Raw genomic sequence first — 18,814 nt, forward strand, 5'->3', positions numbered from 1 at the left:
GTCTCGGTCGTCCGGGTGGAAAGGCCCGCTGACTCCAGGGTCAGCGGGTTTTTCGCCGTTCAGGGGCGGCTGCGCTCGGCTGCGGGCGGCCGCCGCCCGTGCTGAGCTGGCCCGGTGGCCGGGGACGAGGTGTCGGAGTCGCTGCTGCGGGAGCTCTACCGGGGCGATCCCGCCGAGTTCGTCGCCGAGCGCGACCGCCGCGCCCGGGCGGCTCGCCGGGAGGGCGCGCCGGAGCTCGCGGAGCGGATCGGGCGGCTGCGCAAGCCCACGACCGCGGCCTGGGCGGTGAACCGGCTCGCGGCGCGGCACCCGCGCCGGGTCGGTGAGCTGGTGGAGCTGGGGGAGGCTCTGCGGGCGGCGCAGCGGGAGCTGCGCGGTGACGAGATCCGGCGGCTGGACCAGCGGCGCGCCGAGCTGGTCCGCGAGCTCGGCGACCGGGCCGCCGCCGAGGCGGAACGCGCGAACCGGGGGCTGGGCGAGCAGGCGCGGCGGCAGGTGGAGTCGACCCTCGCCGCGGCCGTCGCCGAGCCGGAGGCCGGGCGTCGGGTCCGGGCCGGGGTGCTCGACGGCGCGCTGGAGCACAGCGGTTTCGGACTGGACGAGTTGTCCCTGGCGGCGATGCGCGTGGCCGCGCGGGACGGGCGGAAGCGCTCCGCGCGGCGTGCGCGCGGCTCCGCGCCGACGGCCCGGGAGCCCGCCCCGGAACCGGAGCAGAAGCGGAAGCGGAAGGCGAAACCGGGACCGGAGCGCGAGCCGGCGCGGAGGAGGGAGCCGGAGCTGGCGTCGAAACCGGAGCCGAAACCGGAGCCAGCGCCGAAGCGGGAGCCGGCGCCGAAGCGCGGCCGCGAGCCGCGCAGGCCCCCCGAAGCGCCCCGCGCCGGGCGGGACGACCCCGCCGAGCGGCTGCGCCGCGCCGAGGAGGAGCTGCGCGGTGCCGAGCGGGATCGCGACGAGCAGCGCCGCCGCCGCGACGAGCTCCGCGCCGAACTGGACGAGGTCTCCACCCACCTGCACGAGCTGACCAGGGCGGTCGCCCGCGCCCGGCGCCAGCGCGACCGGGCCGCCCGCGACCGCTCCGAGCGGTGAACCGGGAATCGCTGAACGGGCGCAGCGGCGCCGCCGGACGGGCGACCGCCAGGCACGCTCCGCGACCGCCCGGCGCCCGGCCACCGCTGCTGACAGGCTGGCCGCGTGAGGTACCGGTGGTGGCGGGTGGCGGCCGCGCTCGTGGTGCTCGCGGCGGTCGCGGCGCTGGTGTGGGCGAACCGCGAGGAGCTGCCCCGGGCGGGCCGGGCGCTGGCCGGGGCCGACCCGGCCCGGCTGGTCCTCGCGACCGGGGTGTGGCTGGTCTGGATCGCGAACTGGGTGCTGCTGCACCTGGCGGCGCGGCGGCTCACCGGCGCGGGCGGCTACCGCGAGTTCCTCGTGCTCCTTCCGGTGACCGTGTCCTCGCTGGCGCTGAACCTCGCGGTGAAGTCCGGCAACCTCGCGGGCGTGGCCGCGTTCGGGCTCGACGCCCGACGGCGCGGCGCGGAGCAGGGCCGGGTGACCGGTGCGTACCTCGCGGCGGCGCAGACCGCCGAGGTCGGCTTCGTGGTCACCCTCGCGGCCGGGCTCGCGGTGGTGTGCTGGGACGGCAAGCTGGAGCGGGCCGAGATCGCGGCGACCGTGCTGTTCTCGATCGGTTTGCTGGCCCGGGTGGTGGCGTTGGTGGCGGCGGTGCGCAGCCGCGCGGTGCTGCGCAGGTTGTGGACCTGGCCGGGGCGCAGCTGGGACCGGCTGCTGCGCCGCCCCGAGCGGGAGCGCGGCACCGAGGCGGCCGACGAGTTCGCCGCGGCGGTGGACGCGATCCGCGCCCGCCCGGTGGCCGCGATCCCGGCGGTGTGCTTCGCCGTGGCGATCGACCTGCTGGGGGCGGCGGTGCTGTGGGCCTCGCTGGCCGCGGTCGGCGCCGGGGACCGGCCCCTGGTGGCGCTGGTGGCCTACGCGGTCTCGACGCTGTTCGGCATCGTCGGCGTGCTGCCGGGCGGGCTCGCGTTCGCGGAGGTGGGCGCGGCCGCCGCGCTGGCGTCGTACGGAATTCCGGTGGGCGTGTCGGCCGCGGCGGTGCTGGTGTTCCGGACGTTCGTGTTCTGGTTGCCGCTGGCGCTGGGCGGATTGCTCGCGTGGCGCCTGCGGTCCTCACCCGGATAGCCGAATTCCTCGCGCAACGAGGTGCGCGGATGACCTCGGGGTGATCTTGAAGTGGGCTCGGCACTTATCATGTCCGCGCGGTCGGGCTGGGCCGATCGCCGAGGGGTGGACGGAGTTTCGTGCGCGGGGTCGACTACTACGAGCTGCTGGGCGTGGAGCGGACGGCGTCGGCGGCCGAGATCAAGTCCGCGTACCGGACGCTGGCGCGCACCATGCATCCGGACGTCGGTGGCACGGCGGGCACCTTCCGGTTGTTGCAGCAGGCCTACGAGACGCTCAACGATCCGATCCGCCGCGCCGACTACGACAGCGGCCCGCCGGACGCGGGCCCGCGGCCGGAGCGGTCCTCGGAGCGCCCGCGCTCGCCTTCCCGGCGCTGGGTGTACCGGGAGGGCAGGCGTCGCGATTTCGGCGAGGACCCAGAGTTCGTCCCGCCCGCCCCCGACCTCGATCCGGACGACATCCCGTGGTGGGACGAGGTCGATCCGGCGGAGCGGGTGGTGTACCTGCCGGTCACCGCCCCGGATCGCGGGCCGGCGCTCGCGCTGGCCGGTGGGTGGGTGCTGCTCGCCGCGACCGGGCTGCTGGTCGGGTTGAGCGGCGTGCTGCTCGGCGCGTGGCTGGCCCTGCTGGTCTCGGCGGGCGCGGTGGTCCTGGTGCTGCTGCGCAGGCTGCTGGAGTCGCACCGCACGAACCGGTTGTTCGAGGCCGAGCACCGGGGCGTCGTGTTCGGCGCGACCCCGCGGGAGGAGGTCGCCGCCGACGAGGCCGTCAAGCGGCGCTCCGCGGAGCTGATCGCCGACCACCTGACCCGGCTGCCCGGGGTGCGGATCTTCCACGGGCTCGCCTGGCCGGGGTCGGTGTTCGCCGACGTCGACCACGCGGTGCTGTGCGGCCGGCGCCTGGTGCTGGTGGAGGCGAAGCGCTGGCTGCCCGGCCACTACGAGGTGGACGAGGACGGCGCGGTCTGGCGAAACGGCCACGTGTTCCGCGGCGGGACCACCCGGCTCGACGAAGGAGTGGTCGCCTACGCGGCGCTGCTGCCGCAGGTCGAGGTGCGCGGGGTGCTGCTGCTCTACCCGAACCGCGCCGGGGAGATCACGGTCGGCGAATCGGACGAGGGCGCACCGGTGGAGCCGCTGACCCCGGAGGAGTTCGTGACCGAGATCGGCGGGTGGCTCGCCGCCGAGCCCGCGGCCGTGGACCGGGACGCCTTCGAGATGGTGCTCGCCCAGGTGCTCGCCGGCTGACGCCCTGATCAGGCGAAATTCTTCGCGGTGTGAGGTGCCGTTCGTTGCCGGGTAGCCGGTGACCGGGAAGTCTGGAAAGCACCTGTGCCCGAGCCCCAGCCCAGATTCGAGGTCGCACGCGATGGTCACCACCGATTCGACCGCCTCCGGTCAGCGCCCCGCTCTCCTGAGCGGCCGACGCGGCTGGGCCCCGCAGCTGTCGGTCTACGTGTTCATCCTGGCGCCGTTCCTGGCACTGCTGATCGCGGTTCCCGCGATGTGGGGCTGGGGGATGACCTGGTGGGACCTGGGGCTCGCGGCCGGGTTCTACCTGGTCACGATCCTCGGGGTGACCGTCGGCTTCCACCGGTACTTCACCCACGGCGCGTTCCGCGCGAAGCGCTGGCTGCGGATCGCGCTGGCGGTCGCGGGCAGCATGTCGGTGCAGGGACCGGTGATGCACTGGGTGGCTGACCACCGCAGGCACCACGCCTTCTCGGACCGGGAGGGCGATCCGCACTCGCCGTGGGCGTTCGGCACCTCGCCGTGGGCGCTGGCGCGCGGCTTCTGGCACGCCCACATGGGGTGGCTGTTCGAGCGGGACCTGACGAACCGGGAGCGGTTCGCCCCGGACCTGATGGCCGACCGCGACATCGTGCTGGTGCACCGGCTGTTCGCGCCGCTGACGGTGCTGAGCCTGGCGCTGCCCGCCGCGGTCGGCGGGGCGGTGACCGGCACCTGGTGGGGCGCGTGGACGGCGTTCTTCTGGGCGGGCCTGGTGCGGGTGGCGTTCCTGCACCACGTCACCTGGTCGGTGAACTCGATCTGCCACATCATCGGCGAGCGGCCGTTCAAGAGCCGGGACCGGGCGGCGAACTTCTGGCCGCTGGCGCTGCTGAGCATGGGGGAGTCCTGGCACAACCTGCACCACGCCGACCCGACCTGCGCCCGGCACGGGGTGCGGCGCGGGCAGATCGACGTCTCGGCGCGGGTGATCTGGATGTTCGAGCGCTTCGGCTGGGCGACCCACGTGAAGTGGCCGACCTCGCGCAGGCTCGCCCGGCTGAGCCGGGGCGCGGCGGACTGACCGCGCTCCCGGTTCCGGTCGGCACCGCCCCCATTTCCCGAGAAATCGCCCCCACCCGCCGCGCAGGGGTGCGCAATTTCTTGAGAAATCGCGGGCCCGTGGTGTTGGTGCTGGTCAGGCGTTGCGGGTGTGGTGCGAGTTGATGCGGGTCCGGTGCGGGAGGCGGGGGTGCGCCGGGGCCGGGCGTTCGGGGAGCTCGCCGGGAGGCCGGGCGAGCGATGTCCCTAGGATGAGGGCCTCATGAGCGCCACACTCGTCGCCAAGGAACTCGCCGCCGGGCACGGCGACCGGGTGCTGTTCTCCGGACTCGATCTCGTCGTCGCCCCGGGCGACGTGGTGGGCCTGGTCGGGGTGAACGGCGCGGGCAAGTCCACGCTGCTGCGGATGCTCGCGGGCCTGCTGCCCGCCAGCGAGGGCGCGGTGCACCTGAGCCCGCCGACCGCGACGATCGGCTACCTGCCGCAGGAGCCGGATCGCGTCCCGGGTGAGACGGTGCAGGCCTTCCTCGACCGCCGCACCGGGGTCGCCACCGCGCAGCGGGAGCTCGACGCCGCGACCGAGGCGCTCACCGAGGAACGTCCCGGCGCCGATGACGCCTACAGCTTCGCGCTGGACCGCTGGCTCGCCCTCGGCGGTGCCGATCTGGCGGAGCGGGCCGAGGGCGTCGTCGCCGACCTCGGGCTCGACGTCGCCCTGGACCAGCCGATGACGAGCCTCTCGGGCGGCCAGGCGGCCCGCGCGGGGATGGCCTCGCTGCTGTTGAGCCGCTACGACGTGTTCCTGCTCGACGAGCCCACCAACGACCTCGACCTGGAGGGCCTGGAGCGGCTGGAGCGCTTCGTCGCCGAGCTGCGCGCCGGAACCGCGCTGGTCAGCCACGACCGCGAGTTCCTGGCCCGCACCGTCACCCGCGTCGTGGAGCTCGACCTCGCCCAGCAGCAGGTCCGCTCCTTCGGCGGCGGGTACGCCGCGTACCTGGAGGAGCGCGAGGTCGCCCGCAGGCACGCCCGCGAGCAGTACGAGGAGTACGCCGACACCCGAGCTTCGCTGGAGTCCCGCGCCCGTTCGCAGCGCTCCTGGATGGAGAAGGGCGTGAAGAACGCCCGGCGCAAGGCGGGCGACAACGACAAGGTGGGCCGCAAGTTCCGCAGCGAGGCCACCGAGAAGCAGGCCTCGAAGGCCCGCCAGACGGAGCGCCTCATCGAGCGCCTCGACGTGGTGGAGGAGCCGCGCAAGGAGTGGGAGCTGCGGATGAGCATCGCCGCCGCGCCCCGCTCGGGTTCGGTGGTGGCGACCCTGCACGGCGCGGTGGTCCGCCGGGGCGAGCTGACCCTGGGCCCGGTGGACCTGCAGGTCGACTGGGCGGACCGGGTGGCGATCACCGGCGCGAACGGCGCGGGCAAGTCGACGCTGCTGGCGGCCCTGCTGGGGCGGCTGGAACCGGACGAGGGGCGCGGATCGCTGGGCTCCGGGGTCGTGATCGGCGAGGTCGACCAGGCGCGCGGGCTGTTCTTCGGATCCGAGTCGCTGCTGGACGCCTTCGGCGCGCAGGTCCCGGACCAGCCGGCCTCCGAGGTGCGCACGCTGCTGGCGAAGTTCGGCCTGGTGGCCGCGCACGTCCTCCGGCCCGCTCGCACGCTCTCGCCCGGGGAGCGGACCCGCGCGGCGCTGGCGCTGCTCCAGGCGCGCGGGGTGAACCTGCTGGTGCTCGACGAGCCGACGAACCACCTGGACCTGGCCGCGATCGAGCAGCTGGAGTCGGCGCTGGCCGAGTACGCGGGAACCCTGCTGCTGGTCACCCACGATCGCCGGATGCTCGACGCGGTCCACGTGACCCGCCGCTGGCAGGTCGTCGACGGCCGCGTCGCGGAGCTGTGACCGCGTTCGCCGCCGCGAGGAGGACGTTCACCTGAGCCGCCCCGGCCGGGAACCCGCCGCCGCCCGGGGCACGGGCGGTTCGGCGGCGGCGGGTCCGGCCGCCCGGCCCGTCGGGGCACGTGGGCCGGGCGGAGTCCCGGCTCGCTCGGGGGAGGCGGGGGGAGCGCCGCGAGCCGGGAAGTGCGTCAGGCGATGAGGGTCGGCAGGGTGCCTACGGCGGAGGGGCAGAGAGCCCGGCCCAGGTGACCCGGGTTCGGCCTGGCGCGGCGCAGGTGCGCCGGTCCCCGGACGAGGTGGCCGCAGAGGCAGCGCAGCGGTCTTCCAGGAGTCCGCTGGAGACGATGCCATCGTCCGTCCGCCGGGCCGCACGCCCAGGGGGTGCCGGTGTCGCCGACGATGCGGAGCGCACCGAGACCGCGCGGCGGTACCGCGACTCCCGCGCACAGTCCAGGCAGGACGCCGCACAGCGGATCGCAGGTCCGCTGATCGGCAGCCCGCACCGCGTCCGCCGCTTCGCGCCGGTCCCCGCCTCGTGGACCACGCCGTCCGGCGTGGTGGATGAGTACCAGCTCACCCATACCCACCTCCTCGCACTCTCGGTGAAAACTCGTACACTCTGTGTCGTTGATCAGGATGTGTAGCACGCTAACTCTGAGCTGATCAGAATGGCGATTCCCTGGAAGTGTGAACGTGAGGACGGTGTGATGGCAGGCGCTCGTCAGCTCCGATTGGGCCAGATCCTCCGCGATCTGCGGATCAAAGCGGGCTTCGATCAGCAGGCGGCGGCGGAGCGCGTGGGACGCAACCGCTCCAGCGTCGGGCACTGGGAGTCCGCGCGTTCCCGACCCGGACGCAGCGACTTGGACGTGCTGCTGACCTTCTACGGGGTGGACGACGACACGAGGGAGCGGATCCAGCAGCTTCGCGCTGACAGCGGGAAGGGCGGGTGGTGGACGCTCTACCAGTTGCCTGCTTGGTTCACCCCGTACGTCGGTTTCGAAGCTGATGCGATCGAGGGATTCAACTTTGAGACCAATGTGGTCCCGGGTCTGCTTCAAACTCGGGCGTATGCCCGCGCCATTCACGAGTCCGGGCGGATGACGTTGGATTCCGCCAGCATCGACGAGTGGGTGGAGGCGCGGATGCAGCGGCAACAGCGTCTCGCAGAGGAACATCCCCTGGTGTTGAACGTGGTCATCGCAGAGGAGGCGTTCCACCGGGTCATCGGCGGCCATGAGGTGATGGCTGAGCAGATCCGTGCGCTGATCGACGCCTCCCGCCGCCCGAACGTCGATTTGCGGGTGGTTCCGCTGGATGCCGGTGGTCATCCTGCGTTGCCGGGCGGCTTCATGTTGCTCCGGTTCGAGCAGCACGCCGACGTCGTGTTCGTGGATACCGCTCTGAGCGGTCATATCGTCGATAACCCAGCTGAAACCGCAGAATTCGGGCGGGTGTTCTCGGTACTCCAGAACATCGCATTATCCGCCGACGAGACCACCACTCTGCTCGCTACACTCGCCGGGAAGTACTCCGAGGTGTAGGGGGACGGGTGTCCGGGTGCAGTTGGAAGACGTCGTCGCGTTCGACGCAGGGTGGTCAGTGCGTGCAGACGGCGGGTACGCGCGGCGCCGCTCTGATCAGGGATTCCAAGCTGGGCGGGTGCTCGCCGGTCTTGAGCGTGGCGCCCGCGGCGTTCGACCGGTTCGTGAGCGCGATCAAGTCCGGCCGGTTCGAGCGCTAGCGATCACCGGCCCGCAGGGCTGATCCGCGCCGCTGTCGCCGATTCCCGGACGCGCGAGGTCCGCGCCCCCCGGCTCGGGAGGCGCGGACTCGCGGGCCGGTCAGGCGCGCGGCGTGGCGGTGTCCCGCAGGCTGGCCCACCCGGGCTCGACCTGGGACCACGAGCCGGTGCCCGAGAGCACCGCGATCTCCGCGGTGCGCAACTGGTGCGGGGCGCCGGTGAGGACCGCGACCAGGTCCTCCAGACCGGGGTTGTGGCCCACCAGCAGCGCGGTCCCGGCCTCGTCGGGAACCTCGTTGAGCACCGCGATGAGCTCCCCGGCCGTGGCGCCGTAGAGCCGCTTGTCGTGCCGGGTCTCGGCCTTGCCCGTCACGCCCGAGATCAGCTGCCAGGTGCGCCGCGCCCGCTTCGCGGGGGAGCAGAGCACGAAGCCGATGTCCGGGACCTTCTCCGCCAGCCACCTGCCCGCTTCGGGAGCGTCGCGCTCACCGCGTTCGGTGAGCGGTCGTGCGAAGTCGTCCTCGACGTCGTCCGGCCACGCCGACTTCGCGTGCCTGCACACCACCAGAGTGCGTGTCATCGCCACCGTTCCTCATCGTCGTGGTCACCAGAGTAGTGGCCGGATCACCACGACGACGCCCCTCGAACCGGCCTCGCGGTGCCACCACCGCTGGCCGCGCGCCCACGAGGTGCCGATCTCCGTCGTGTTCTCGCCAGTGCGGCCACCGCCGTGCCGCGCTCAGCCGTCCAGACGCACCGGGAGGCGGCGCGGGCCGTTGGAGATGAACGACTCCGAGGGCTCCAGCCGGTCCGCGGGCACGGCGAGCTCCAGCTTCGGGAACCGGTCGAACAGCGCGGGCAGCGCGACGTGCGCCTCCAGGCGGGCTAGCGCCGCGCCGAGGCAGAAGTGCTGGCCGAAGCCGAAGGCGAGGTGGTCGCGGGCCCCGCGCCGCGCGTCGAACCGGGCGGGATCGGCGTAGTGGCCGGGATCGCGGTTGGCCGCGGCGTAGGAGGCGAGGATCGCGTCGCCCCGCCCGATCACGGTGCCGTCGCCGAGCTCGATGTCGGTGGTGGCGAACCGCAGCGGCACGTTCGCCAGCGCGGGCTGCCAGCGCAGCGTCTCCTCCACCACGTCGTCCCAGCCGATCTCCCCGGCGCGCAGCGCGGCCAGCTGCTCCGGGTGGGTGGTGAGCGCGACGACGGCCTGGCCCAGCAGGTTCACCGTGGTCTCGTGACCGGCGCCGATCATGAGGATCAGCGTGTCCGCCAGCTCCCGCTCGCTGAGCCGGTTCTCCTCCTCGTCGCGGGCCGCGAGCAGCCCGCTGGTGAGGTCGTCGCCGGGCTCGCGCCGCTTGGCCTCGATCAGCTCGGCCAGGAACCGGCCCATCGCCTGCGCGGTCGCCGCGGTCTCCTCCGGCGTGGCCGAGGTGCGGAACACCTCGTCGACGATGCGCCGCAGCTCCCCGCGCAGCTCGGCGGGCACCCCGAACAGCTCGGTGATCACCGCGATCGGCAGCGGGTAGGTGAACTCCGCGCGCAGGTCGAGCTCGCCCTCCGGCGCTGCCGCGAGACCGTCCAGCAGCCCGGCGGTGATCTCCTCGACGCGGGGGCGCAGCGCCTCCACCCGGCGCGGGGTGAACGCCTTCGACACCAGCCCGCGCAGCCGCTTGTGATCCGGCCCGTAGGCGGTGAACATGTTGTCCACCCCGACCCAGGAGATCAGCGGCCAGTCCGCGGGCACCTCACCGTCGATCCACGCCGGCCAGTGCTGCCGCGGGTCCTTCGACACCCGGGGATCCCCCAGCAGCCCGCGCAGCTCGGCGTGGTCGGTCACCACCCAGGCGGGGATGCCGCCCGGCAGGTCGACCAGGGCGGCCGCGCCGTGCGCGCGCAGCCGGTCCGCCTCCCCGTGCACGTCGGCTCCGGCCGGGTCGAGCGCTGCTACCGGGCACTGCGATGGGGGCATTCGGATCCTCCTGAGGTGGGGTCGGCGAGCGAGGACACCGCTGGGAAGCGCACCGGGAGGGCGGTCAGGGCCCGGTGGAACGGACCCGGCCGCCACCGCAGCGGCTGCTGATCATCCAGCTCGACTTCGGGAACGTAGTCCAAAAGCGTCTCCAACGCCACGGTCGCGATCAGCCGCGCGGGACGGCTCGCCGGGCAGGTGTGCGGGCCCGCGCTGAACGCCAGGTGCGCCCGGTTGCCGGTCGGCACCTGCCCAGCGGGCTGCAACGCCGGGTCCGTGTTGATCGCCGCCATCGAGATCACCACGGGCTCGTCGGCGGGCAGCAGCACCCGCCCCAGGTACACCGGATGGCGCGGGTAGGTGATCGCGTAGTTCGTCAGCGGGGTGAACTGCCACAGCACCTGGTCCAGCGCCTCGTCGAGCGCGACGCTGCCGGTGGCGACCGCGTCGGCGACCCGGCGCTCGGTGAGCAGCAGGTACAGCGCGTTCGCGATCCAGTTGCCCAGCGGCTCCGCGCCCGCGCCCATCGTGATGATCAGCTGGTGCAGCATCTCGTCGTCGTCGAGGCCGTGCGGGTGCTCCAGCATCCGCGTGGTCACGTCGTCGCCGGGGCGCGCCCGCTTGTAGCGGACCAGGTCGGTGACGCTTGCTTCGAGGTACTGGTTGGCCAGCTGCGGGTCGGTGCCGTCCCAGAGCGCGGCGATCGCGGCCACCATGTCCTGCGCGATCTCCGCCGGGCAGCCGAACATCTGCTGCAGCACCAGCATCGGCAGTTGCGCCGCGAACTCCCCGAGCAGGTCCGCGTGGCCCCGCCCGGTGAAGCGGCGGATCAGCTCGATCGAGCTGGACTGCACGAACCGGCGCAGCTGGGCCGGCTTGACCAACGCGAGGCTGTTCTCCACCGGCGGCCGCAGCCGCGCGTGCCGCTCCCCGTCGGCGAACAGGGTGTTCGGCCGCCACGACATCATCGGCAGCACCGGCGAATCCGGCGGCGCGGTGTCCTGCCAGCGGCGCGAGTCCTTCACGAACACGTGCGGGCTGCGCAGCACCTGCAACGCCGTCTCGTAGTCCACCACCAGCATCGCGGGCACGTCCGGCGCCAGCCGCACCGGGACGATCGGGCCCCGCGCGCGCAGCTGCGAGTAGACGTGCTCCGGCTCGGCGGTGAAGTCCTCGCCGTAGAGCGGGATGCGGTCGTTCAGGTCGGAGTTGACGGGTTGGGGGGCGGTCATGGGGGCTCCGGGCTCGGAATGTCGGGGGACGAGATCAGGAACGGCGGGTCACAGCCGCGCCGTCGGGTGCGCGGCGTGCCTGCCGGAGGACGTCAGCAGGTGCTCGACGAGGTCGATCAGCACCCGGGTGCACGAGGCGGGGTCGCGCGCGTCGCAGATGCCGACCGGGGTGGACGGCTCCGGGTCGAGCGCCTCCCGCAGCTCCTCCACCTGGTAGCTCGGCGCCGCGTCGAAGGCGTTCACCGCGATCGCGTAGGGCACTCCCATCTCCTCCACGCGATCCATCACCTCGAACGAATCCGCCAGCCGGCGGGCGTCGGCCAGCACCAGCGCACCCAGCGCGTTGCGCGCCAGCGTCTGCCACAGGTAGGCGAACCGCTGCTGGCCGGGCGTGCCGAACAGGTACAGCACCAGCTGATCGTTGAGGGTGCGGCGGCCGAAGTCCAGCGCCACCGTCGTCCGGGTCTTCGCCGGGGTGTGCCGCAGGTCGTCAACGCCCTCGCTCGCCGAGGTCAGCGACTCCTCGGTGTGCAGCGGCGTGATCTCCGACATGGTGTCGACGAAGGTGGTCTTGCCGACCCCGGCCGGGCCCACCACGAGGATCTTCGCCGAGCGGCGCACCGTCGGGGCGACGTAGGCCGACTCAGGCGGAGGTGTCCAGTCGGCGGAGTCCATCGAGCACCTCCCGCAGCAGATCAGGACTGGGCACCGGCTCCGGGCGGACCGCCGAGGCGGGCGCCAGGTAGCCGTCGTCGATCAGGTCCGCGACCACGACCAGCGCGACCGTCAGCGGCAGCGCGGTGTGCGCGGCGATCTCGGCCACCGCCAGCGCACCGCCCTGGGCCACCTGCACGATCCGGCGGCGATCCGGATCGAGCTCGGGGACCGCGCCGAGCGGGACGGCCCGCACCAGCGCGGCCGGTTCCACCGGTTGCTCGGCCCGGGCGCGGCCCCGGGTGAGCACGTAGGAGCGCACCAGCTCCGATTCGCGCCGGTGCGGCCCTGGGCTCACGGTCGCCGCCCGGCGGCGGTGCGCGCAGCCGTACCCATCTCCTGCCCCAGCCTCTTGGCCGTCATCCGCATCTCCGTGGACACCACGCCCAGGTCGGCGTCCGCATCGGTCACCAGCACGAGGTACGACTCCTCGCCGAACGGTTGCAGCAGCTGGTAGCCCTGCTCGTGCTGAACCAGCACCTGCTCGAACCCGGCGGTGGGGTAGCCGAGCGGTTCCATCCCGTGCCGCGCGCACGCTTGCAGCGGCGAGCTGACCGCCGCCCAGCGCTCGGCGTCCGCCTGGTCGAGATCTCCGTTCTTGACCAGGAGCATCCCGTCACCGGACACCGCGATCGCCGCCCGGATGCCGGAGTGCTCGACGAGGTCGTCGAGCACCCAGCTCCGGTCGGGCTTCGGCGCCGTCGGGGCCGTCTCGGTCATGCGTCTGCATCCCTTCTGGAAGTGGTGGAGGGGTCGTGCTCGTCCGCGGCGGTGAACACCGCCGTCGAGTCCTCGGTGCTCCGAGCGCGGGTGGCCCGCTGGAGGCCGCGCAGGCCCTGGGCCGCGTCGGTGGTGCGCCGGTGCGCGCCGTCGGCGATGGCCTGCACCGGGGCGGCGTCCTCGGGCGCGGACAGGTCGCCGGAGCGGGTGACGGTGCGGCGCGAGCGCTTCGGCAGGCCCGCGGCGGTCGTCGCCGGTTCGGGCTGGCGGTGCCGGGGGTTCTCCGGCGGCCGGGAGGCCGCGGGCTCCGGCAGGGCGGAGGGAGCGGCCGGGGGCTCGGCGGCGGGCGGGTCGAGCTGCTGGTCCAGCGTGGTGAGCAGGTTGTGCGGCACCAGCAGCACCGCGCGCAGCCCGCCGCGGCTCGACGCGGCGTCCAGCCGCACGGTGAAGCCGTAGTTCGCCGCCAGCACGCTGCACCCGGCGAGGCCGGTGCGCGGCGGGTTGCCCAGCTCGGTCAGCTCGATCTCGGAGACCCCGCGCGAGAGCAGGGCGTTCGCCCGGTTCAGCGCGTCCGGTGGGATGCCGACCCCGCCGTCGTGGATCTCCAGCGAGACCCCGTGGTACTCGGCCGTGATCAGCACGTCGACCGGCGCGGTGGGAGGGGAGGAGCGGGTCGCGTTGTCCAGCAGCTCGGCCAGCGCCGCGCTCACGGGCTCGACCACGCGGCCCAGCACCGCCGTCGTGGTGTCCCGGGTGGAGAGCCGGACGCGCTCGTAGTCGTGGATGCGGGACTGCGCCGCGCCCACCAGCCGCGCGATCAGCTGCGGGCTGCGCTGCTGTCCCGGCGGGGAACCGCACAGCACCGTCACCAGCTGCGCGCGGCGCTGCGCCTGGGCGAGCAGGTGGTCGATCGGGAGCAGGTCCTCCAGCACTTCGGGGCCGTGGGTGCGCTGCATCGACTGGATCCGGTCCGCGGCGTTGTTCGTCAGCGCGAGGATGCGGCGCATGGTCCCGCCCAGCGCCTCCTGGGCGCCCTGCACGACCTCGCGGCGGAACTGCTCGTCGGGTTCGACGGTCACCGGGGGCTCCGCCGGGACCACGTGCGCTGGTTCCGGGTACCGCTCCGGCTCGGGTGCGGGGAGCGGCGGTTCGGTCTCGAACCCCGGTCGGGGTTCCGGTGGCGAGGCCGACCACTCCTCCATCTCCTTGTGCTGTTGGCGCAACCGAGCGCTCAACAGCGCCACCGCGGCCCCCAGCAGCACCACCAGAACCACCAGGCCGCCGAGTATCCACCCTGTCGTCTGTTGCATCGCGTCCTCATCCGTCCCGCGGCACCGCGCGGGTCCTCGGCCGTACCAGCCGGCACGTGGTCCTGCCGCACGCAAGACCACGGCGCACGCGGGCCACCGTAGCGAATGATGATCACATTGCGTACTGTTGTCCGGTTTTCACGCGATCAACTTCGGAATTGTGATCGGTGCTACTCCGCGCGGGCGACGAACAAGACCGCCGGTCACCCGTTCGGCCGTGCGGATGGCCTTTCTTCCCGCATCTCCCGCCGATCGCGCGGAAAGGACCGGCGAAGGCCGGTGGAGCCGGTGCCGGGGTCGGGAGGTCGATCTTCATATGATGTCGGGGATGCCGACATCCCCCGTTCACCCCACGTCCTCCCCGGGCGCGAACCCGTACGTCCCCGACCTCAGCACCGACTGGTACCGGGGCATCGCGGGAGCGGGCGCGGCCAGTCCGGAATGGCTGCGGGCGTTCAGCGAGTTCTTCACCGAGGCCGCGATCATCGGATTCCTCGCGGCCTTCGCGGCGCTGATCTGGCTCGCGCGGCGCCGAGACCACCGCGCCGCCGCCGGAGCGGCGCTGACGGTCGGCGTGACCGCGCTCGCCTACGTGGTGAGCGAGGTCGTCAAGTCCTTCGTGCAGGAGGACCGGCCGTGCCGCGTGGTCGCGCACGCGCAGGCGATCGCGACCTGCCCCGAGTTCGGGGACTGGTCGTTCCCCAGCAACCACTCCACGATCGCCGCCGCCTCGGCGGTCGCGATCTTCTGCGTCCGCCCCGCCTGGGGCCGGATCGCGCTCGTGGTCGGCGTGCTCACCGGGCTGTCCCGGGTGTTCGTCGGCGTGCACTACCCGCACGACGTGCTGGTGGGCCTGCTGCTGGGCGGGCTCGTCGCGGCGCTGCTGCCGTGGCTGGCCGGACTGCTCTCCCCGGTCGTGGCCGGAGCCCGGCGCACTTCGATCGGGGTGCTCGCCCTCGGCCCCGGACCGGACGACGAGGACGCCACGGTGCAGCTGCCCGTGGTCGAGGACGCGACGGTGCGGCTGCCCGCGGTCCGCGAGTCCCGGCCCCCGGTGATGCGGGAACCCCGACCTCCGGTGATGCGGGAACCCCGGCCTCCGGCGGCGGGGGGATCCCGGCCTCCGGCGACGCGGGGGCCCCGGCCGCCCGCCGTGCGCGACCCCCGCCGGTGACCGCCGCTCAGCCGACGGTGGTGCGCAGAGCGGGGAGCAGCTCGCGCTCGGCGAACTCGAAGAACCCGTCCTGGGTCTCGTCGCCACCGATCTGCACCAGCGCCACGTCGGTGTAGCCGCAGTCGCGGAACTCCGCGAACGCCGACACGATCGGCCCCGCGTCGGGGCCGCACGGGATGCTCGCTGCCACGTCCTCCGGCCGCACGAACTGCGTCGCCGCCGCGAACCCGGCCGGCCCGGGCAGGTCGGCGTTCACCCGCCAGCCCCCGGCGAACCAGCGGAACTGCTCGTGCGCGCGACGGATCGCGGCGTCCCGGTCGCGGTCCCAGGAGACCGGCAGCTGCGCCACCTTGCGGTCCGCGCCCCCGGCCCGGTCCCAGCCTCGGCACAGCGACTCGTCGGCGTCCGTGGAGATCATCACGTCGGCCAGCGGCGCGAAGCGGCGGACCGACCGCGGACCGGAGACCGCGATCCCGATCGGCACCCGCTGCTCGGGCAGGTCCCACAGCCGGCCCGCGTCCACCCGGTAGTGCCTGCCGTCGTGGTGCACGATCCCGCCGCCGAACAGCTCGCGGATGATCCAGACCGCCTCCTCCAGCATCTCGTGGCGCACCCGCACCGGCGGCCAGCCGCGCCCCACCACGTGCTCGTTCAGGTTCTCCCCGGCGCCGAGGCCCAGCGTGAACCGGCCGTCGGAGAGCAGCCCGACCGTCGCGGCCTGCTGCGCCACGACCGCCGGGTGGTAGCGCAGGATCGGCGCCGTCACGTAGGTCATCAGCTCCACGCGCTCGGTCACCTGGGCGACCGCCCCCAGCACGCTCCACGCGTGCGGCGAGTGCCCCTGCGCCTCCAGCCAGGGCGAGTAGTGGTCGCTCATCACGGCGAAGTCGAATCCCGCCCGCTCGGCCAGCGGCGCGTGCCGCACCAGCTCGCGCGGGCCGGACTGCTCGGTCATCAACGTGTACCCGATCCGAACCATGCCCCCAGGCTGGCAGCGCCGACCGCTGAACGCGCTCCGAGCGGTGGGCCGGGAGGGGAACCGGGGCTAGGCTCGGATCATGGTCGGATCCCTGCTCGGCAACGAGGTCCAGCGCGTCGAAGATCCCGAACTGCTGCGCGGTCGCGGCAGCTACGTGGACGACCTGCCGCTGGAAGGGGTGCTGCGAGCCGGGTTCGTGCGCTCGCCGATCGCGCACGCCGAGATCACCTCCATCGACGTGTCCGCGGCGCGCACCGCGCCCGGCGTGGTCGCCGCGTGCACCGCCGCCGACCTGGACCTGCCGGTGCTCAAGCCGTTCATCGAGCTCGGCGACTTCCCCCGCCGGCCGCTGGCCACCGACCGGGTGCGCTTCGTCGGGGAGGCCGTGGCCGTGGTCGTCGCCGACAGCGCGGCAGCCCTCGCGGACGCGATGGAGCGGGTCGACGTCGAGTACGAACCGCTGCCGGTCACCGTCGATCCCGAGCGCGCGATGGACCCGGACTCGCCCCGGCAGTTCCCCGCCCACGGCTCCAACATCGCCGACGGTGCACGGGACGCCGCCGGGGCCGACGTGCTCGCGGGCGCGGACGTGGTGGTGCGCGCGCGGATCGAGAACCAGCGGCTCGCGGTCGCGCCGATGGAGGGCGGCGCGTTCGCCGCCGTGCCCGGCGGGCCCGAGCAGGACTACGAGATCACCGCCTACGCCTCCACCCAGATGCCGCACGCGCTGCGCTCCGGGCTCGCCGCGGCGTTCGGCTGGGAGGCCGAGCGGGTCCGCGTGATCGCCCCGCACGTCGGCGGCGCCTTCGGCGGCAAGGCGGGCGCCGCCGCCGAGCACCTCGCGGTCGTGGCGCTGGCCCGGTCGCTCGGCAGGCCCGTGAAGTGGGTGGAGACCCGCTCGGAGAACATGGTCGCGATGCCGCACGGGCGGGCCCAGGTGCAGTTCGCCGAGCTGGGCCTGACCAGCGAGGGCCGCATCGTCGGCCTGCGGGCGCGCGTCATCGGCGACGCCGGGGCCTACGCCGGGTTCGGCGGGGCGCTCGCCCTCGGCCCGACCCGGCTGATGTCCCAGGGCGTGTACCGGATCCCGGCGCTGAGCTACGACGGCGCGGCGGTGCTCACCAACACCACTCCCGTCGGCGCGTTCCGCGGTGCCGGGCGGCCCGAGGCGGCGGCGATGCTGGAGCGGGTCGTGGACATGGCCGCCGTCGAGCTCGGTCTCGACCCGGCGGAGCTGCGCAGGCGGAACTTCCTGCGGCCCGAGGAGTTCCCGCACACCACGCTCACCGGCGCGAACTACGACAGCGGCGACTACGACCGGGCGCTGACCGAGGCGCTGCGGCTGGCCGGGTACGAGCAGCTGCGCGCCGAGCAGGCCCGCAGGCGCGCGGCGGGGGACCCGCGCGCGCTGGGCATCGGCCTGAGCACCTACGTGGAGATCACCGGGGGCGGCGCGGGCGAGTTCGCCGCCGTCGAGGTCCGCGAGGACGGCGCCACCATCAAGGTCGGCACCTCCGCCCACGGCCAGGGCCACGCGACGGCGTTCTCGATGATCGTCGCCGACGTGCTGGGCCTGCCGCTGGAGTCCGTGGAGTTCGTCCAGTCCGACACGGCCACCGTCCCGCGCGGCGGCGGAACGGGCGGTTCCCGCTCGCTGCAGGTCGGCGGCAGCGCCGTGCGCACGGCCGCCGAGGTGGTGCTGCGCCGCGCGCGCGACCTCGCCGCCGACCGGCTGGAGGCCGCGCCCGAGGACCTCGAACTCACCGGCGGCGGGCTCGGCGTGGCGGGTGTGCCCGGCGTCGAGCTGAGCTGGCCGGAGCTGGTGCGCGCTGCCGAGGAGGACGGCGACCCGCTGGCCGCCGACACCGACTTCGTCCCGGGGGGCGCCACGTTCCCGTTCGGCGCGCACGTCTCGGTGGTGGAGGTCGACACCGAGACCGGGTTCGTCACCCCGCTGCGGCACATCGCCGTCGACGACTGCGGGCGCGTCGTCAACCCGACCATCGTGCGCGGGCAGCAGCACGGCGGCGCGGTGCAGGGGATCGCCCAGGCGCTGTGGGAGCACATGTCCTACGACGAGGACGGCAACCCGACCACCGCGACCTTCGCCGACTACGCGATCCCCTCCGCCGCCGACGTCCCCGCGCTGGAGGTCGCGGGCACGGTGACCGAATCCCCGCACAACCCGTTGGGGGCCAAGGGGATCGGCGAGTCCGCGACGGTCGGTGCCACCCCGGCCGTGCAGAACGCGGTCATCGACGCGCTGAGCCACCTCGGCGTCCGCCACCTCGACATGCCGCTCACCCCGCAGCGGGTCTGGGAGGCCGTGCGCGACGCCCGCGCGGGCACCCTCCCCGATCCGTGGCGGGAACCGCCGCGCGCCTTCGCCGACCTCCCGCCGCGCCCCGGCGGCGTCCCCGCCGACGCCGACGAAGCGGTGGTGTGAGCGGCCGGAAGCACTGCTGGGCCCCGGATGGCGTGCGGTGAGCGCTGGCAGCGGTCCGCGCGGCCGGGATCCGGCCCTCGGCGCGGGCGACGTTCCCCTCCGCCGGGGTCAGCGGGTCCCGCCGGGCGGTTCAGCCGCCCGGCGG

Annotated in this window: 17 protein-coding genes; 9 read left to right on the forward strand and 8 right to left on the reverse strand. The window is 73.9% G+C overall.

Translation table 11 applies throughout. The annotated features are described in order from the left end of the window. Positions 1 to 114: 114 nt before the first annotated feature. The 7 genes from ACL03H_RS21160 to ACL03H_RS21190 all read left to right on the forward strand — a co-directional run bounded on the left by ACL03H_RS21160 (position 115) and on the right by ACL03H_RS21190 (position 8,128). Positions 115 to 1,086 (forward strand): hypothetical protein, encoded by a 972-nt coding sequence (locus tag ACL03H_RS21160; RefSeq protein WP_412813036.1) that lies wholly within the window; start codon positions 115 to 117, stop codon positions 1,084 to 1,086. 105 nt (positions 1,087 to 1,191) lie between these two features. Then, on the forward strand, positions 1,192 to 2,193 hold the full coding sequence (locus ACL03H_RS21165; RefSeq protein WP_412813037.1) for a flippase-like domain-containing protein: 1,002 nt from the start codon (positions 1,192 to 1,194) through the stop codon (positions 2,191 to 2,193). Between the two features lie 119 nt (positions 2,194 to 2,312). Beyond that, complete coding sequence (locus tag ACL03H_RS21170; RefSeq protein ID WP_412813038.1) at positions 2,313 to 3,443, forward strand: J domain-containing protein; 1,131 nt, start codon at positions 2,313 to 2,315, stop codon at positions 3,441 to 3,443. Between the two features lie 121 nt (positions 3,444 to 3,564). Beyond that, on the forward strand, positions 3,565 to 4,509 hold the full coding sequence (locus ACL03H_RS21175; RefSeq protein WP_412813039.1) for an acyl-CoA desaturase: 945 nt from the start codon (positions 3,565 to 3,567) through the stop codon (positions 4,507 to 4,509). Positions 4,510 to 4,749: 240 nt separating this feature from the next. Beyond that, positions 4,750 to 6,387 (forward strand): ABC-F family ATP-binding cassette domain-containing protein, encoded by a 1,638-nt coding sequence (locus tag ACL03H_RS21180; protein WP_412813040.1) that lies wholly within the window; start codon positions 4,750 to 4,752, stop codon positions 6,385 to 6,387. A gap of 665 nt (positions 6,388 to 7,052) precedes the next feature. After that, positions 7,053 to 7,928 carry a helix-turn-helix domain-containing protein gene (locus tag ACL03H_RS21185; RefSeq protein WP_412813041.1) on the forward strand — a complete coding sequence of 292 codons (876 nt, stop codon included), beginning with the start codon at positions 7,053 to 7,055 and terminating at the stop codon, positions 7,926 to 7,928. Positions 7,929 to 7,936: 8 nt separating this feature from the next. Then, on the forward strand, positions 7,937 to 8,128 hold the full coding sequence (locus ACL03H_RS21190) for a DUF397 domain-containing protein (RefSeq protein ID WP_412813042.1): 192 nt from the start codon (positions 7,937 to 7,939) through the stop codon (positions 8,126 to 8,128). 100 nt (positions 8,129 to 8,228) lie between these two features. On the opposite strand, the gene ACL03H_RS21195 is transcribed toward ACL03H_RS21190, so the two are convergent. The 7 genes from ACL03H_RS21195 to ACL03H_RS21225 all read right to left on the reverse strand — a co-directional run bounded on the left by ACL03H_RS21195 (position 8,229) and on the right by ACL03H_RS21225 (position 14,070). Beyond that, the gene (locus tag ACL03H_RS21195) at positions 8,229 to 8,708 is read right to left on the reverse strand and encodes a SixA phosphatase family protein (RefSeq protein ID WP_412813043.1); all 480 of its coding nucleotides are present in this window, start codon (positions 8,706 to 8,708) and stop codon (positions 8,229 to 8,231) included. Between the two features lie 159 nt (positions 8,709 to 8,867). Beyond that, the gene (locus ACL03H_RS21200; RefSeq protein WP_412813044.1) at positions 8,868 to 10,094 is read right to left on the reverse strand and encodes a cytochrome P450 family protein; all 1,227 of its coding nucleotides are present in this window, start codon (positions 10,092 to 10,094) and stop codon (positions 8,868 to 8,870) included. Continuing rightward, entirely contained in the window at positions 10,070 to 11,326 is a 1,257-nt protein-coding gene (locus ACL03H_RS21205; protein ID WP_412813045.1) for a cytochrome P450 family protein, read from the reverse strand. The genes ACL03H_RS21200 and ACL03H_RS21205 overlap by 25 nt, the downstream gene beginning before the upstream one ends. A 48-nt stretch (positions 11,327 to 11,374) precedes the next feature. Further along, positions 11,375 to 12,001: a GTP-binding protein gene (locus ACL03H_RS21210; RefSeq protein WP_412813046.1), complete on the reverse strand. Its 627-nt coding sequence runs from the start codon at positions 11,999 to 12,001 to the stop codon at positions 11,375 to 11,377. After that, positions 11,970 to 12,338, reverse strand: a complete 369-nt coding sequence (locus tag ACL03H_RS21215; protein WP_412813047.1) for a DUF742 domain-containing protein — start codon at positions 12,336 to 12,338, stop codon at positions 11,970 to 11,972. Before ACL03H_RS21215 ends, ACL03H_RS21210 begins: the two co-directional genes overlap by 32 nt. Then, entirely contained in the window at positions 12,335 to 12,760 is a 426-nt protein-coding gene (locus ACL03H_RS21220; RefSeq protein WP_412813048.1) for a roadblock/LC7 domain-containing protein, read from the reverse strand. Before ACL03H_RS21220 ends, ACL03H_RS21215 begins: the two co-directional genes overlap by 4 nt. Then, entirely contained in the window at positions 12,757 to 14,070 is a 1,314-nt protein-coding gene (locus ACL03H_RS21225) for an ATP-binding protein (protein ID WP_412813049.1), read from the reverse strand. The genes ACL03H_RS21220 and ACL03H_RS21225 overlap by 4 nt, the downstream gene beginning before the upstream one ends. 328 nt (positions 14,071 to 14,398) lie before the next feature. Here ACL03H_RS21225 and ACL03H_RS21230 point away from each other — a divergent pair, with 328 nt between their 5' ends. Next, entirely contained in the window at positions 14,399 to 15,244 is an 846-nt protein-coding gene (locus ACL03H_RS21230; protein WP_412813050.1) for a phosphatase PAP2 family protein, read from the forward strand. 7 nt (positions 15,245 to 15,251) lie between these two features. Here ACL03H_RS21230 and ACL03H_RS21235 read toward each other — a convergent pair whose 3' ends face one another. Then, positions 15,252 to 16,223, reverse strand: a complete 972-nt coding sequence (locus ACL03H_RS21235) for a TIGR03557 family F420-dependent LLM class oxidoreductase (RefSeq protein ID WP_412813051.1) — start codon at positions 16,221 to 16,223, stop codon at positions 15,252 to 15,254. A gap of 79 nt (positions 16,224 to 16,302) precedes the next feature. On the opposite strand from ACL03H_RS21235, the gene ACL03H_RS21240 reads away from it, so the two are divergent. Then, positions 16,303 to 18,669 (forward strand): xanthine dehydrogenase family protein molybdopterin-binding subunit, encoded by a 2,367-nt coding sequence (locus tag ACL03H_RS21240; protein WP_412813052.1) that lies wholly within the window; start codon positions 16,303 to 16,305, stop codon positions 18,667 to 18,669. Positions 18,670 to 18,814: the final 145 nt, after the last annotated feature.

This window comes from Saccharopolyspora antibiotica, from assembly GCF_047200635.1.
Lineage (GTDB): Bacteria > Actinomycetota > Actinomycetes > Mycobacteriales > Pseudonocardiaceae > Saccharopolyspora_C.